This is a genomic window from Kitasatospora sp. NPDC090091 (genome assembly GCF_044747365.1).
Classification (GTDB): Bacteria; Actinomycetota; Actinomycetes; order Streptomycetales; family Streptomycetaceae; genus Kitasatospora.
This window is the reverse complement of the sequence record NZ_JBIVDY010000031.1, coordinates 51,547-66,998: the sequence shown is the minus strand read 5'-3', so window position 1 is coordinate 66,998 and position 15,452 is coordinate 51,547. Positions and strand designations below refer to the sequence as shown.

Here is a 15,452-nt window from a genome sequence, read left to right as displayed (position 1 = left end):
CCGGCTGCGACGCCAGAGCGGACTCCAGCCCGGCCGCGACCAGGAAGCCGCGCTCCGGCGGCGGTTCCCGGACGAACAGGCTGAACGTGGCCGGCGCGGTCATGTCCTCCCGCAGGTAGGACAGGGTCATCGTCACCTCGTACAGGTCGGTGACCAGGGCCCACAGCGGCACGGCAGTAGTCCGTCAATCGGCGAAGAGGTACGGATGGGACGGCACGGTCGCGTCGACGACACCGCCGCCGAGGTCGTGGCCGCCGCCTTCGATCAGGCCGAGCACCGCGACCCCACCCACCGCAGGCCCTGGGTCGTGCTCGTCGACGGAGCCCGCCACCAACTCGACCTCATCACCGCCGAAGCGACACGCCGCGACGCGACCGTCCACATCGTCATCGACCTCATCCACGTGCTCGAATACCTGTGGAACGCGGCCTGGTGCCTGCACGCCCCCGGTGACCCGAGCGCCGGAGCATGGGTCGCCCGACACGCCCGCACCCTCCTTGAGGGCGGGGCCGAACAGGCCGCGACCGCCCTGGAGAAGGCCGCCCGCACCGCCCGGCTGAAGAAGAGCCGCCGAAAGGGCATCGACGACGCCATCGGCTACCTGCGCAACAAGGCCGCCTACCTGCGCTACGACACGGCCCTCGCCAACGGCTGGCCGATCGCCACCGGCATCATCGAGGGCGCCTGCCGCCACCCGGTCGAAGACTGCCTCGACATCACCGGGGCCCGCTGGGGCCTCGCCGGCGCCGAGGCCGTACTCAAGCTCCGCGCCCTACGCAGCAACGGCGACTTCGACGCCTACTGGACCTGGCACGAGAAGCAGGCGTTCGCCCGCAACCACCAGACCCGCTACCGCGACCAGCTCAGACTCGCCGCCTAACAACACCCGATCGGACCTGGCACCCTACACAGTGGGCGTGCTCAGCATCGTGCGGGTCTCCTGGACCAGTGCCTGAGCCCGGGCCACCGTCGCACTCAGTGCCTCAGGCGTCTCTCCCGGGCACCCCAGCATGACGCGGACGCGCGCACCGAGGTCCGGCGGTGCCGTCGGCAGCGTCTCGGCGACAGCCAGGGCGCCCTTCTCATTAAGGCACCAGCGCTTGTCCGCGGCGTACAACGCCTGCACCAGCACGCCGACCGCTCGCGACAGACACAGGGACACGTAGAGGATGTCGCCCCGGGCGGCGCCCTTCGCCGCGGCATCGACAAGGAACTCTGCCTCCCAGGCTCCCGCCGTCAGCGCTTCCCGCAGCTGCTCCGGATACGTCGCGGTCCGCCGCCGAAGCTCGGTCAGCTCTCCACCGGGGTCGGCCAGTACCTGCCCGAGCGCCACCTCGCCCGCATAGGAGGGCGACCAGAATCCGAGCGGATGACCCGCCTGCACCCCCACCTCGTACCGGCCCTCGCAGCAGTCAGCCCACACCTGCTCGACCCGGTCAAGGTCCCGAAGGATCCAGTCGACTGCGACCCCGTCAACCCGCAGCCACGCGCCACCGTTCACCCAGGGCCCCCAGCCGCCCGGAGCAGCCACGTCCACGTCCGGCCCGGCCAGCGCGCGCAACGCGGCGAGGTCAAGCTCGCCACCGCGGTAGTAGACGCCGAGGTCCCAGTCCGATTCGGGTCGGTGCTCTTCACGGGCCCGGCTGCCGCCGAGCAGCACCCCGACTACGCCCGGCACTTGCGCCAAGTCGCGAGCCATGTCCTCGATGATCATCCGCATGGCGCGAGTCTGGCACTTGCCAGCGCGTCCGACCAGCCCATTTCGCAGCAGGCGACCGCCGCTCATCGGCTACCGCATCCCAACGACCTCCAAGTCGCCCATGCGAGGCACCCCAACAAGATCTGCACACATCCTCGTCTGCGACGAGACCGGTTTGGGGTCGGCATCAAGCAGGTCGATCTGCTCGATGCCCCGGTGGTCAGCGGTGAATTGCGCAGCTGACCAGGCGGCGGTCGGACAGGGTCCCATCGTCCGACCGCCGCCTGGGGGCGGCTAGATTACGGGCGGGTGCTCACCATGCACTCGCCGATTGGGTCGCACCCTTCAAAGCCTGGAACGCTGACGTACCAGGCGTCGTCCAGCATGACGCGATTGTTTGCGAAGAAGACCAGGCCGATGCGGTCGGCCGCACCCGAGTTCTGTGCGCCCGGGATGGAGCCGCGAGCGCACTTCTCCTGCCACGTGGGGATTGGAACCCGGTTGTCGTACCACAGAGTCCAGCCGACGGCCAGCTTCTCCGCATAGAACTGCGCGCACTGACCCCCGGAGGTCACGCCGGGCTGCATGGCGCCGCTCTCCTTGGACACTGCGAAGGCGTACTCGTCGCACGTTGCGTCCGGCGTGAGCGGATGCTTGGTGTACGCGGCAACGGCGAGCTCGCACATGATCTTTCGATTACTGTTCCGCTGCGTGTCGGAGACACGGTGCAGCGGATAGGCCTGCCCCAGGTAGTCCCTTATACCCGGATGGGTCGGCAGCTTCTGCTGAGCGATCCAGTACATCGCGGCTGCGGTGGGGTCCTGCGCCGTGTTCACCAGGTAGGTCGGCGTGTAATCCGGGAAGACGCAACCAGGGCGCCGTGCTGGGATCCAGTTGTCGCAGCGGGGGGCCGCCTGAGGCTTGTCCCAGGAACTGGTCGCCGGTTTCGCAGTGATGGGTGAGGTGGCGACAGCGCGCCAGCCGAGCGGCAGCTTGTCGATCATCCCAGGGCCGCTCAACGTCTTGGTCCACTTGTTCGCGACAAAGGCACTCGCAGTATGGTTGTCGAACGGAAACCAGGTCAGGGAACCCGTCCAGCCCTGGTTGGACGTGCTGCAATTCTTGTCGACATCGTCACACAGGAATGTGATGCTGAGGTTCACCTGTTCGAGGTTCGGGCTCACCCCTGCCGGTGTCAGCTTCATGGATTGGTCGAAGCCAATTTCATTGATGTAGAGCAGGATCTGCTGTTCGACCATGAAAGTCGCAGTCCCGATTTGCGCGTCCCCCTCGTCGAAGTAGATCAGCTCGAGGGTTCCGTGAATGCATGCAGCCGTCCGGGTCATCGCATCACCGAGACGTGAGGGGCACCAAGGGACGAACTCCGTCGAGGACGGGCCACTTGCGGCCTGTGCACCCGGCTGCGGCAATTGTTGTGAATCGCTGGCCGATGGCGCCGCCGACTGCGTCAGTGCATCCGTGCTTGTGTATTTGGAGCACACCTTGATCCGCGTCTTCGCGTCCCTGTCCGCGCACGTAGAGTCCTGTCGGACCTGGCTGCCCAAGGGCTGTTGGGTGGCCTGCGCGGCCTTGGCCGCCAAGCCGCCGCTGCCGTTGATCGGTATGGGCTCCTCGACGGCATCGCGGTCGGGAGCCGTTGGGTCGGCTTCGGGCAGGGTAATGTGCGGCATCTTCGAGAAGTCGCCCGGTATGAAGGCGACGCCGTCGTATGCCACGTCGCGGTCACCGGCGCCGCCAGGGGCGATGTTGGTGAGTTGGACCTGGGGGACAGTGTTCCTGAACGAGTAGGTTCCCAGCGTTACCCAGCGGTTGGTCCCGGCGGTGCCGGCCGTCTGCTGGTCGATGGTGACGTACTGGGGGCCGCCATCGGTGTTGATCTGGTACGTGACCTTCGTCTGGGCGCCGTGATCTGGCAGGTGGACCTGGACCATCGCTTCGCCGGACGGCGTGCGTTTGGCGGCCCAGGCTGCAGGGTCCGCGGTCCAGGTGCCAGTGACCTTGAGCAGCTGCGCCTTGGCGTCGTCGGCACGGGTGTGGGCGAAGTAGAAGTGGCCGCCGAGTCCGGCACCCAACTGGTGCAGGTCCACCTTCGCGGGGAACGTCACAGCGGTCGGGTCGTTGCCGAATGCCATCGTGAAGGTCCCTTGGCTGGACCAGGTCGAGTGCCCGCAGTTCGGGCGGATCGAGGGCACGTTGTCGGGCTGGTCATCTACCACCACCACTTTGTCGCTCAGGCCCACCGTTCCGCAGACGGGCGGATAGGCTGTGCCGTCGGCTTCTTCGGCATAGGTGGTGTTGAAGCGGACGAACTCGTTCCCGCAGCTGTAGTCGCAGTCGTTCTTCCAAGTGACCGACGCGTTCCACCAGCACTTGAGGTCGTCGCGGTTGCACGGGCCAAGGCCCGGGTCGTTGGACGCGCCGTCGCCGATGTACGCCCACGAGCAGGTGTTCTGGTCCGTGCAGAACGTGGACTCCAGCGGCTTGGCAAGCGCGCGGTTCATCTTGGCCGTGCCGTACTGCAGGGCGCTGCCGTCACCGCCGTTCCACCAGCCCTGGCGGTAGCCGCTGACCAACTTGCCGGGCGACTCCAGGCCCTCGAGCGGGTGTCCGGCCCAACCGATGACCTTCTCCTGGTAGGGCCAGTCCTGGGGGTGCGCGGCAGCGGCGTAGTTGTCGTTGCCGTCCTGGTTCTCCAGGAACGGCAGGCGTCCGGCGTCCCATTCGGGGTTGGCGGGGTTGTTGGCCCAGCCCACCCCCCACGGGCTGTAGTCGCCGGCATTGGGGTAGAACCCGGAGTTGTACGCCCACAGGGCGAAGAACCAGTTCTCCAGCTTGGCCGGGTTGCCGTTGTTGATGACCATGCCGGCGTCGCGGGTCTGGTTCCACTTCTTGGAGAGGATCTGCAGGCCGGCGGCGATGTTCGTCGCGTAGTCCAGGGCTACGGCGCGCTGCGTCTGGTACGGCAGGGCGGTCTCGCCGGGCTTCTCCTTGCCAGCCAGGCGCATGCCGTCGGTGACCTGGGTGACGCCGTAGCCGCAGTCGGCCTTGGCCCAGTTCACGTCCCAGTCGTTGGAGCTGTTGCCGTCGTAGTAGTTGATGCCGTAGTAGTTCCCGATCAACGGGTTCCCGGTCACGCCGGGGACCGCGGAGCGGGCGGCCTGCCACATGTTCGATTCCTGTGCCGTGATGCCCAGCAGGATCTGTGCGGGCACGCGGTTGCCGCCGGACAGCGGAACGAGGGGGAAGAGGGTCTGCGGCTGGTAGGCCGGCATGCCCAGGTTCCTCCAGTTCGCCGGCCGACTGGTCTTGGCGTTCAGGTTCCCGACGATCGCCTGGTCGACTGCCCACTCCACCTGGCGGGGCTTGGGCTGCAGCGCCTGGTTGCGCGGGTCGTTGCGCGGCACGGCGCAGGTGCGCTCGGAGTCGACGATCTCGGTCGGGTCGGCGGCCATCAGGCTGGGCTGCGCGGCGCCCGCGGATGCAGGTGCCTGCCCGGGGGCCGGCGCGGCCTTCAGCTTCGGCGAAGGGGCGCTGCCTTGGGCACTGTTCGCGCTGGGCTTGGCCGCCGGGTCGACGACTCCTGCCCCGATCTGCCCGCCGTCGGTGCGGTTCAACGCGACCGTGACCGGGCGGGGCGCCTTCGTCTCGTCCGGGTTGATCCGGGAGTCCTTCCCATCGGCCCACTGCGTGTGGGTGACGACTGACTCGCCCTTGGTGCTGACCTTTGCTTCTTTCGGCGCGCTGGGCAGCAGTTTGGCGCTGGAAGGCACCTTGCTTCCGGCCTTGGCGACGGGCCCGGTGATGTAGACCGTGCCTGCGGCGTCGCGGCTGACGCCGGTTTCGGTGAGCGGTCCCGAGGCGAACTCGACCGGCTTGGAATTCTTCGCGTCGGGCTTCTTGATCTGGTCGGCGCCGACGTGCTTGGCCTTGGCGGTGTCGGGGGCGGGCGCCGTGCCTGCCGCGCCGTTGGGCGCCGCTGCGGGCTTGGCCTGGGCGGAGGCCTCCTTGTCGAGGTAGACCACGCCGCCGTCCTTGTCGGCGGTGATGCGGAACGGGACGCCGCTGGTCTTGGTGACCTCGGTGGTGGTGCCGTTGGCCTCGACCTTGACCAGGGCCCCGGCGTCGGCGGCGACGATGCTGCCATCCCTGACCGGGACCGCGGAGGTCACCTGCCCCTTGGCTTCGACCGGGGCGGCGACTGTGCCGGTGGCGGCGTCGATGCGGATCAGGCGGGTGGCTGCCTTGTCTTCACCGCCGGACTGGGTGAGGACGGCGGTCTCGTCGACGCCGCAGCCGGGATTGTAGTAGGACAGCGAGGCCTGAAGATCGAGCTTGGTGACAGTGCCGGTGGCCAGGTCGACGACGGCGGTGAAGCCGCCGCGGGCCATCAGGTCCGGCTTATTGGTGAACGTGCGCGGCGCATACACGACGACGGCGCGCTGGCCGGAGCCCGTGACGCAGGCGTTGCCGATCCACATATCGGTGTCGAAGCCCGGCTCCGACAGCGACGCGGCGGTGCGCCACCCGTAGCCGTCCTTGGCGTCGGCGACCATGATGTGGAAGCCCTCAGCGTCGCCCGTGGTCGTCCACGCCCGGTCGTCCGAGGCCTTCGGCGCCGGCGCGGCCGGTGCCGCGTTCGCGGACGGTGCGCCGGTGGCGAGAGCGGTGAACGCCATCAGCACGGTGATGCCGAGCGCCGTGCGGATGTCGATCGCCTTTCGTCGTATGCGCGTTCGGACTGTTCGCCCTGGTGGCCGCATGGGCGGTCCTCTCGTGTTCGGGCACAGGTGCGCCCGCCGCCGCGCGGGGTTGCGATCGCAACCACCGGTCAACGCGGCGGAGTTGGTGGGTGGCGATGCCGTCAGCAGCCAGGTGTGGCGTTCTCAGCGCCCCACAACTACCTGCGTCGTAACCGTCACGCAGGTAGTTGTGGGTCTGCGTGATGTCGTAGGGGGCCTGCTGACAGGTGCGTGTCCCGGGTACCTACTGCCCGTGGGTTGGTGGCGCACCTGCTCTTCGGGTAGGCGGTGACGGGCGTGAGGACCTTGATCGAGTTGTCACCCAGGATCAGGAAGTCCGTGCGCTGGGGACGGTATCCGTGCTTCAGCGCTTCGAAGGCGGTCCCTTCCGCCTTCTTCGAGCCCTGGGTGCACCACGGCGGCGCAGTCAGCACGACTGCGGGGGTGCGTACGCAGGGTGCGCGCGGGGTCGTGGCGTGCTGCATGCGGATCTCCTCGAGGGTCGGTCGCGGAGGCGGGTCTGGTGGGTGGTGCAGGCAGAGGAGTGATCAGCGGCGGAGGGCCTCGACGGGTTCGATGCGGGCGGCGCGCCAGGCCGGATAGAGACCGGCCAAGAGGCCGGTGGCCAGGCCGATGGCGGGGGCGGCGGCAACGGTCGCGGGACTGATCACCGGCGTCCAGGTGCGGGCGGCGCTGGTCGCAACGACGGCGATGGTGCCAAGGCTGGTGCCGACAAGGCCGCCCAACGCCCCGAGGACTGCGGACTCGGTGACGAACTGGCCGGCGATGTGGCGGCCACGGGCGCCCAGCGCACGCCGCAGGCCGATCTCGCTGGTGCGTTCCATGACGGCGACAAGGGTGGTGTTGGCGATACCGACCGCGCCGATGACCAGACAGATCCCGGCCAGCAACAGGAACAGCGCGCCAAGGTCGGAGCTGACGCTGTCGCGCAGCGACCGGGGGTCCGGAGGCGGGATCGGGATGAAGTACTCCGGGTGGTCAGGGCGCAGCGCGTACGGGGCCTCGTCGGCAACCTGACGGGCCGCGCCGAGTCTCGTGGTGATGAGCATCGCGGCACGCTGGCCGTCTTCCGGCGGGCCCCAGATCCTTTCGGCGGTAGTGCGCGGGATGAGGACGGACAGCAGCAGGTCGGCCTTGCGCTCGGTGTCAGCGAGGATCCCGATCACGGTGAAGGGGACGTCGCCGATGAACACGGCGGGCTGGGTCTCCAGCGTGGTGATGCCCAGCCGGGTGGCCATGCCCTCGCCGATGACGGCGACCTGTTCGGAGCGGGTGTCGTGGAAGGTGTCCCAGGGGCGGCCTTCGGTGAAGCGTGCGCCGGCGGCGGGCAGCAGTCCGGCGGACGCGGCGACGACCTGCACCGGTTGTCCGTCCGCGTGGCGTCCGACCGGTGCGGCACGGACGGTGGCGCCAGCCGGGAGCCGGACCGGCCAGTACACACCCGCGCCGGTCACCCCGTTGAGCATGCGTACGCGGGCGTCGGCGTCGGGGGTGAACGCGAGCGGCAGCATCGCCGCGCTCGGGCCGCCGGTGTCCTCGACGCGGACCTCGGTGGCGGTCAGTTCATTGAAGCGCTCGTCGATCTGGCTGGTGGCGGTCGCGGTCAGGCCGAGCACGGCGACGAACGTGCCCACCCCCAACACCGTGCCCAGCGCGGTGAGTACGGAGCGTGCGGGGCGCTGCAGCATGCCTGCGACCGCTTCGGCGAGCAGGTCGCGCAGCGGCATCCGTGAACGCGGTCGGACGGCAGGTGAGGCGTCGGGCCGGGGGGTGGTCGTGGTAGTCGCAGTCACCGCGCGGCCCCCGCGCGTCCGGCCGCGGTTTCGGCGAGGACGCCGTCGCGGATGGTCAGGCCGCGGGTGCCGCGGGCGGCCACGGCCGGGTCGTGGGTGATGAGCATGACTGTCATGCCGGCGGTGTGGAGTTCCTCCAGCAATCCCAGCACGCTTGCCGCGGTCACGGTGTCGAGGTTGCCGGTCGGCTCGTCGCACAACAGCAGCGCGGGGTGGGCGGCGATCGCGCGGGCGATCGCGACCCGTTGCCGTTCGCCCCCCGACAGCGTCGAGGGGAGCGCGGCGATCCGGTGGCTGAGGCCGACCCGGTCCAGTGCTTCGCGCGCGCGCTCGTCGCGCCGGCGGCGCGGTACCCCGGCGTAGAGCATGCTCAGTGCGACGTTCTCGACGGCGCTGCGGTGCGCGAGCAGGTGGAACGCCTGGAACACGAACCCGATCCGCGAGCCGCGCAGCGCGGTGCGCTCGGCGTCCTTGAGGGCGCCGGTGTCGGTGCCGTCGAGCAGGTAGGTTCCTTCGGTGGGTCGGTCCAGCAGGCCGGCGACGTTGAGGAACGTCGACTTGCCCGACCCGGAGGGGCCGATGATGGTGACGAAGTCCCCGCGGTGTACGGCGAGGTCCGCCGGCCGTAGCGCGTGCACGGGGCGCGGGCCGGGGTAGGTCAGGCCGACGCCGTGGAAGGCGATGACCGGCGTCACCGTGTACCTCCGGCGCGCTGCTGGCCGGTGGCGGTGCGGCTCACCCCGACCACCACCTTGTCGCCGGGGGCGAGTTGCCCGGCGGCCAGCGGCGTGACCTGCACGTAGCCGCTTCCGGTCGTGCCGGGGCGCACCTCGACCCCATGCTGCCCGCCGTTCGGCTCCCGGACCGTCACCACGGTGCGGCCGTCGGCGCCGGCTGACACCGCGGACAGCGGAACGACCAGGACGTCGCCGTCGGACGCGGCGGCTTCCACGGTCAGCCGCACGTCCTGCCCGGCCAGCCGCGGGTCGAGAGTTGTGGACGGGGTGACGATCATCTCGAACGATCGTCCTGCGGTTCCGCTTGTTCCCTGGCCGCCTTGCCCGTTCTGGCTGGAGCGCATGGGGTCCGTGGGGGTGTCGGCGACGGTGGTCACGGTCGCGTCGGCCGCGATCCCGGTGGTCTCGGACAGCAGGCGCACGCGCATTCCCGGACGCACCAGGCCCTTCTCGTGCGGCGCGAGCGCGCCCTTGGCGAGCAGTGCCCCGGCCGAGACGGTGACCGCCTTCTCGCGGACCTCCGCGCCGACCTGCGCGCCGACCGCGTCCACCCGGGCCGGGAACCCGCCCAGGAACACCACCTCGGACGCCGGCAGCATCGCCCCGGCCTTGGCTTCGAGCCCGGTCAGGTCAGTGCGCGCCCGCGCCAGGTCCTCTTTGGCGTAGACGAGTTGCTGCTCGGCGGCCTTGACCGGGTCGGGGCCGTTGCCGGCGGCCCCGGCACCCTTGTCGTCTGCGGGAGCAGCGGACGGCGGCCCGACCGGTGTGCCCGCGCCTGTGTGAGCGGTGCGTGCCGCATCCCGGGTCTCGGCTGCGGCCTTGGCCGCACGCTCCGCCGCAGTGACCCGGTCGCGCGCTGCACGCAGTTGGTCCTCGTTCGCATCCGGAGACTTGGGTGCCTCGTAGCCGAGCTTGCGGTAAAGCGCCTCGACGGCTGTGCGGGTGCCGGGCCCGAAAGAGCCGGACTTGTCGCCACCGCAGCTGAAGCCCATCCCGGACAAGGCCGTCTGCATCTGGGCGACATCCTTTCCTTCGCTGCCGGGCTTCAGGTCCCGGAACACGGGGATCTCGCCGTCCAGCACGAACACTGGCCGTCCCGCGACCTCGAGCAGTACCTGCCCGGCCGTGAGCGTGTCCCCGGCCCTGACCCTGACGGCGGTCACCACCATGCGGCCGCCGCCGTCCTTGCCTCCGCCCTGCGGCGCCACGTCCACGGTCTGCGCGGCGGTGACCTGGCCCCGGACCACCACGGTGTCCGTCAGCCGCCGCGACTCCACCGTCGCGGTGATCACCGACGGCGCGGGCGCAGCAGCCTCGGCCGCGCGCTCGCCCGGCGACTTGATGAATCCGGCGGCCACGACACCGCCGCCGATCGCCAGCACGGCGGCGGCCGTCACCGCCACCAACGCCCGATAGGGTCGGCGGTGCGAGGCCGCGTCGGGTCCCGTCTCGGCCTGCGGGCCCTGTGTGGTTGCGAGTTCGTCCATGGTTTGCGCGCCTCGGGTTGCTGCCCGGCTCGGCGGTTCGGCCGCGCCGTGGGGATGGGACCGCTGTGGCTGCCGCCCGGCGTCGCCGGCGAGCCCGCCGACACCTGTGCCAGGCGAGGGGACCTCATCACGGCGCGGGGGTACCGCCCATGACCGCGGCGGCCTGCTTGAGTGCCGCGTCCTTGGCCTGCTTCGCGGCCGCGAGCGCGGTCGCGTTCTTCTCGACCAGGGCGTTCTGGTACGCGGTTTCGGCCGCGTACCAGATACCGATCAAGTTGGTCTGGGTGCGGCAGTCGATGTCCGCCAACGCGGTGGAGATCTCCACCGGCGTCGAACTCGGGCCGGAGAACCGCGGGTCGTTCGGCGCGTCCATCGGCTTCGCATAGGCGAAACCCTTCTGCGCCATGCACGTCGACCAGGCGCCGATCGCCGCGACAGTCTTCGGGTCGGCCTCCGCCTTGGCGTACGCAGCGTCGTTGAGGTCCTGGACCAGGTCACTGACGAGCGGCCGGCCGGCGGTCACCCGCTGCGTGCCTTCGCCCAGGCAGCCGCCCTTGGGGAGCTCCCGGCCGGCCACCGAGGCAGACGACGACCCGCCCGCGGAGGCGCCTGGCCGCCCGGCGTACCCGCCCGTCAGAACGAGACGTTCGGTCTCGTTCATCGACGCCGACGCCTGCCGACGCGCCTCGCCCTCGTCCTTGAAAACAGCCGCATCGCCGGCGGGGTGATATCCGCGCTCGGCCGCGAGTTTGGCATCGTGGATGCCGTAGCGCAGATCGGTGCGGGAGGCGGGACCGAAGGCGGTCAACGGCGGGCCCGCGGTGTACCGGTAGCCGTAGCGCTGCATGCACTGGTCGGTCAACAGGTTGATCGCCTTGCTGATCTGCCCGATCTCGGCGTCCGTCGGCCGGTACGCGTCCAAACCCAAGGACAGTGGGACCGGGTCGGGAATGGGCGGCGCCGGGCGTTCCGCTGGCACGGACACATCCGTATGCGGGGCCGCGACCGCATCCGGCGACGCACTCTGGCAGGCGGCCGCCGCGGTCATCGAGCCCAGCAGGCACACCGCAGACAGCAGGCGCCGGGCATGGCGCGGGAACAGGTGCACGAACGACGCCCTTCGGGTTGGTGGTTCCGGTGCCCCGCCCCACGGCGGGGCACCATTGCCGCAACGCGGGGGAACAAGATCGCCCCGCCACCGGACGGCCGCGCTTCGGCGCTACCGCCTACGCGCGGAGGCCATCGTTGCTACGAGAACCACTGGAACGAGGCGTTGTTGTTCTTTATGGTCGGAGACAGGTTCCGGGTAGTCTGGCGCATCACGATGTCCGAATTTCCCTGGAACCAGCTGTTGTAGTAGACGCGGGCGTACTCGTGGAAGATGTCGTGGTTCGAGACGGAGGCCGCGTTGTTCTTCACGTTCTGCCCCGCGCCGCTGTACCCGGGGCAGAACGTCGCCGGGCCGGCGCTGGTCGAACCCAGCTCACCGAGCTGGTTGAAGTCGCCTTCGGCGTAGCCGAAGTAGCGCATGGCGCCGGCAAGGTTGGAGTTGTAGAAGAACCCCATGTCGAACCCGCTGTAGCCATAGCAGACGGCGTCTGTCCCCGCGTAGCCCGACCAGTTGCGGACATCGGCATTCGCGGGTGACGCCGTGAACATCACCGCCGCCGCCCCGGCAGCCGCCACCAAGGAAACAACTCGCTTTGCGCGCACCAAGACCCCCACTTAACTTGCGTTCGTCAAGGAAAGTGAACGAGAAGAAGCCTGACGTCTGAGATGGCCGTACCGGCGCAAAGAGGCGCGCGCCATGCGGCGCGACGGAGAATCCCGCAACGAAAGCGTCTTCTAGTGCGACGAGGCAAGGGCAATGCTGAGCGCCCCACCACGCCGTGAATCCCCAATGCCAGCCGCTGAGGCGGCCGCAATCAAACTATTCATGTGGAGGCTGCCGCTGTCAAGGAAGGTGCGGAATATTGCTGGCAGCAGGTTCGCGCGGCGATCAGCGGGTGGTGGCGCGCCTGAAAGGCCGGCCATGTTTCGCACTCGAAACCGGCAGTTCGCAATAAACCTGCCTCAAGTGCAATACCGGCGACTTTGGCGGGTCAAGCTTTGCCCTATTTCGTGGACACTTGCCTTCTATGGCACCAATCCCGGGCTATCGTGGCATCTGAAACTCGAAGTCGGCAGGGCCGAGATGGCCGAGGGCGGAGCAGCGTCGGCGCCGGTTGTACCAGGCCGGCCCGGAGAGCACGTCCCGCGAGCTGCGACCGGGTCAGCCGGCGTGGACCGTGTCGAAGGGTACGTCTGCGTTCACGGGTGGATCTTCGAAGGGGTGGTGGTGGACGTTCACCCCATCGGAGGCCCGCACCTTCGGTACCTCGGCGTGGTTCAAATCCTGCCCCCGCTACCAAAACCGGGCCCGATGCGCTGAGACGCACCGGGCCCGGCCTGCCGAGCAGACTCGCCTCACGTCAGCCCGACCCGCCCGGCGCCAGAGCGCCGGGCTGCCGGGTGGCGGGGTGGTCCGGTCAGGCCGGGCAGTTGCCCAGGATGACCTTGCCGCCCGACTGCGAGGCGGTGGCCGGATCGACCATCAGGCACAGGTTCGTCCACTGGTTGATGAACCGGTAGGCCGCCTGGTCGGCGAGATTGGTGGGCATGATGTTCCACATCTGGTTGCCGGAGAACCAGCGGGTCTCGCAGGGCCACCAGAACAGCTGGGTGCCGGCCGGCGGGGGAGTCCCGTTGTTGTAGGGGGCGGTCAGACACTGGCCGTTGTTGGCCTTGATCCAGAAGTAGCCCATGCTGTCGAAGGTGGACGGCTTGGCGGCCTGCCACTGGTGGCTGCCGGGCGGGGTGCTCTGGCAGGTCCGCTGCTGCACCACACCGCCCTGCCCGGAGCTGTCGAACTCCGGCCCGCGGGTCATGCACCGGCCGTACTTGCTGTCCACGTACGTCTTGTCGGCCTTGACCACCCAGATCGCCGGGCTGCTGTTCCTGGCCTCGTAGTACCTGTTGCGGGCGATGATGTCCTCCACCAGCGCCCAGCCGGGGAAGTCCATCATGACGATGCCCAGCCGGTTGCCGCCGCCGCCGTTGAGGTAGTTCATCAGCCGCACGTTGACGCCGTCGACCCAGACCAGGTCCTTGCCGTGCAGGACGCCGTAGCCGCCCGCGTACTCGGAGGGGACGAGGTTGAAGGGTGCCCGGGACGCGGAGGTGTAGGTCACGAAGGTCTGGTTGGCGGGAGCCGAGGCGGCCGCGGCGAGGTTCTTGTTGACCAGGCTCCACTTGGCCGGGGCGTCGGCGGCGTTCCAGGTGTCCTCGGTGTGGTCCTCGAAGCCGTTGAGGCCGTAGGAACCGCCGTTGGCGGCGTTGAAGACGGACAGCACGATCTTGCCGCGGGCCTGGCCCAGCGTCGGCGGGTCGCTGCGCTTGCCGTTGTTGTAGAACAGTCCCGCGTACTGCTTCGCGTACGCGTCGAAGAGGGCCGTGTGGCTCGCCGTCGGGTGGTCGTCCGAGCAGCTGAAGGTGGAGCCGTCGCACTCGGCCCGCAGCCGCATCAGGACGGTCTCGCCGCGGTGGGCCGAGAGGAAGGCCTTCGCCTTGGTCAGGACGTCGTCGAAGTTGGCGTTCTGGTAGTAGGGGCCGTGGTGGATCACGAACTTGTCGTTGATGATGCGGACCCGGATGTCGATTGCGCGGATCCCGCGGTCCAACTGCGCGGTCAGGGTCGCCGCGCTATCGCCGAAGTCCTGCTGAGTCTGGGTGTTGGAACCCCCGTGCAGGGAAAGCGTCTCGTGCGTGCCGGGAATGGACATCGCCGTCAGCGGTGTGGTCGCCCCCACCTTGCCCATCCAGTCCTGCTGGGTGGCCGAACCGAGGTTCCGGAAAGCGTCGCGGTTGTCCTTCCCCGCGGCCAGGGCGGCGTGCGGTGCGGCCAGCGGGGCCACGGCCAGGGCGAGGGTGGCGACAGCGGTCACCGTCGCGGTCCGGGCCAGACGGCGCAGGCGCCGCAGGGCGGCACCTGACGGGCGGACGGACCTGGCGGGGGTGTTGAGCATGGTCACCTTTCGCGGTTGGGGACGGCCGTACTCGTACGGCCCCCTGATGCTGGCCCGGGCGACGGCTCCAGGGGTAGAGCCGCCGGGGCACGATGGTGGCGCCGAAAGGGCAGGCGGGTCGGGCACCCTGACGCCCGCCCCGCTGGTGTGGATTGTCGTGAGGACAGCAGCGGGGTCTGCCGTGGAGTGGCAGTGGGTCTGTCAGGGGAGGTGTCAGTTGGAATGACAAGGGCGAAAGTTGGGACCGCGGACCAGGACTGTCTCGGCGAAGAGACGCTGTGTCGGCTCCCGGCTCGCCGGAGAAGATCATCGCCGCGGCCGAGAGTCTATGTTGGGGCACAAGCAACCCGATCCCGATTGGCACTGGTCAGATGGCTTACAGCTCCAACACCGTCCCGGCTCGCTCATGCTCGATCGCGCGGTGGCCACTGCCCGCCACCATGGCGGCCCTGACCGTCCCGATCGGACTGGCCTGCACCGTCTACGCGTTCTGGGCCCATCGCCACTACGTTGACGGACTGCTGTGCGTCCCCACCCCCGCGATACCCGTGTCCGCGCAGGTCGCCGCATGGGCCGGCCCTGCCATCGGCATCCTCGCCGCGCTGTTCCTCGCCAGGCTGCTGTGGGCCGCGCCGCGGGGCCAGAACACCACGGCACGGCCTCTCAAGCCACTGATGATCACTGCGCTCGTCATCGACCTGTTGCTCATCACGCCGGAGGTGGCCAACCTTCACTCGGTGCTTCCGGACTTCGAGCCGCACAAGGTCACCGCCAGCTTCTGCAAGCAGGGTTACAGCTACTGAGATCCGCGAGCCCGTGGGCACCGGATTCGAACGCAGGCCGTACCGCCCCGTTCGCGGCCGCCAGGCTCGCCCTGCGCGAGGCCCACTG

General features: G+C 69.3%; 10 protein-coding genes and 1 pseudogene. 2 read left to right on the top strand and 9 right to left on the bottom strand.

Going from position 1 to position 15,452, the window contains the following annotated elements; all coding sequences use genetic code 11:
• Positions 1-13: 13 nt before the first annotated feature.
• A pseudogene (locus ACIPSC_RS35630) lies at positions 14-166 on the bottom strand (nicotinate phosphoribosyltransferase); the annotation flags it as partial.
• 39 nt (positions 167-205) lie between these two features.
• Between ACIPSC_RS35630 and ACIPSC_RS35625 the strand changes: the two are divergent.
• Positions 206-880 carry a hypothetical protein gene (locus ACIPSC_RS35625; RefSeq protein ID WP_400833170.1) on the top strand — a complete coding sequence of 225 codons (675 nt, stop codon included), beginning with the start codon at positions 206-208 and terminating at the stop codon, positions 878-880.
• Positions 881-904: 24 nt separating this feature from the next.
• Here ACIPSC_RS35625 and ACIPSC_RS35620 read toward each other — a convergent pair whose 3' ends face one another.
• From ACIPSC_RS35620 to ACIPSC_RS35585, 8 genes are all read right to left on the bottom strand, one after another.
• Positions 905-1,720, bottom strand: a complete 816-nt coding sequence (locus tag ACIPSC_RS35620; RefSeq protein ID WP_400833168.1) for a DUF4037 domain-containing protein — start codon at positions 1,718-1,720, stop codon at positions 905-907.
• Between the two features lie 278 nt (positions 1,721-1,998).
• The gene (locus ACIPSC_RS35615) at positions 1,999-6,396 is read right to left on the bottom strand and encodes a hypothetical protein (protein WP_400833165.1); all 4,398 of its coding nucleotides are present in this window, start codon (positions 6,394-6,396) and stop codon (positions 1,999-2,001) included.
• A 611-nt stretch (positions 6,397-7,007) separates the two neighbouring features.
• Positions 7,008-8,207, bottom strand: a complete 1,200-nt coding sequence (locus ACIPSC_RS35610) for an ABC transporter permease (protein WP_400833162.1) — start codon at positions 8,205-8,207, stop codon at positions 7,008-7,010.
• 62 nt (positions 8,208-8,269) lie between these two features.
• Positions 8,270-8,968, bottom strand: a complete 699-nt coding sequence (locus ACIPSC_RS35605) for an ABC transporter ATP-binding protein (RefSeq protein WP_400833159.1) — start codon at positions 8,966-8,968, stop codon at positions 8,270-8,272.
• Positions 8,965-10,497, bottom strand: coding sequence for a peptidoglycan-binding protein (locus ACIPSC_RS35600; protein ID WP_400833156.1), 1,533 nt, complete (start codon positions 10,495-10,497; stop codon positions 8,965-8,967). Before ACIPSC_RS35600 ends, ACIPSC_RS35605 begins: the two co-directional genes overlap by 4 nt.
• 127 nt (positions 10,498-10,624) lie before the next feature.
• Positions 10,625-11,605, bottom strand: coding sequence for a hypothetical protein (locus tag ACIPSC_RS35595; RefSeq protein WP_400833150.1), 981 nt, complete (start codon positions 11,603-11,605; stop codon positions 10,625-10,627).
• Positions 11,606-11,745: 140 nt separating this feature from the next.
• Positions 11,746-12,063 (bottom strand): hypothetical protein, encoded by a 318-nt coding sequence (locus tag ACIPSC_RS35590; RefSeq protein WP_400833147.1) that lies wholly within the window; start codon positions 12,061-12,063, stop codon positions 11,746-11,748.
• 962 nt (positions 12,064-13,025) lie between these two features.
• Positions 13,026-14,561 carry a phosphatidylinositol-specific phospholipase C domain-containing protein gene (locus ACIPSC_RS35585; RefSeq protein ID WP_400833145.1) on the bottom strand — a complete coding sequence of 512 codons (1,536 nt, stop codon included), beginning with the start codon at positions 14,559-14,561 and terminating at the stop codon, positions 13,026-13,028.
• 371 nt (positions 14,562-14,932) lie between these two features.
• Between ACIPSC_RS35585 and ACIPSC_RS35580 the strand changes: the two genes are divergently transcribed.
• The gene (locus tag ACIPSC_RS35580) at positions 14,933-15,364 is read left to right on the top strand and encodes a hypothetical protein (protein ID WP_400833142.1); all 432 of its coding nucleotides are present in this window, start codon (positions 14,933-14,935) and stop codon (positions 15,362-15,364) included.
• Positions 15,365-15,452 lie beyond the last annotated feature (88 nt).

Excerpts from the sequence above, each read along its gene's own strand:
- ACIPSC_RS35625 (WP_400833170.1), top strand. The coding sequence starts at position 206 with ATGGGACGGCACGGTCGCGTCGACGACACCGCCGCCGAGGTCGTGGCC.
- ACIPSC_RS35620 (WP_400833168.1), bottom strand. The coding sequence starts at position 1,720 with ATGCGGATGATCATCGAGGACATGGCTCGCGACTTGGCGCAAGTGCCG.
- ACIPSC_RS35615 (WP_400833165.1), bottom strand. The coding sequence starts at position 6,396 with ATGGCGTTCACCGCTCTCGCCACCGGCGCACCGTCCGCGAACGCGGCA.
- ACIPSC_RS35610 (WP_400833162.1), bottom strand. The coding sequence starts at position 8,207 with ATGCCGCTGCGCGACCTGCTCGCCGAAGCGGTCGCAGGCATGCTGCAG.
- ACIPSC_RS35600 (WP_400833156.1), bottom strand. The coding sequence starts at position 10,497 with ATGGACGAACTCGCAACCACACAGGGCCCGCAGGCCGAGACGGGACCC.
- ACIPSC_RS35590 (WP_400833147.1), bottom strand. The coding sequence starts at position 12,063 with ATGGGGTTCTTCTACAACTCCAACCTTGCCGGCGCCATGCGCTACTTC.
- ACIPSC_RS35585 (WP_400833145.1), bottom strand. The coding sequence starts at position 14,561 with ATGCTCAACACCCCCGCCAGGTCCGTCCGCCCGTCAGGTGCCGCCCTG.
- ACIPSC_RS35580 (WP_400833142.1), top strand. The coding sequence starts at position 14,933 with ATGGCTTACAGCTCCAACACCGTCCCGGCTCGCTCATGCTCGATCGCG.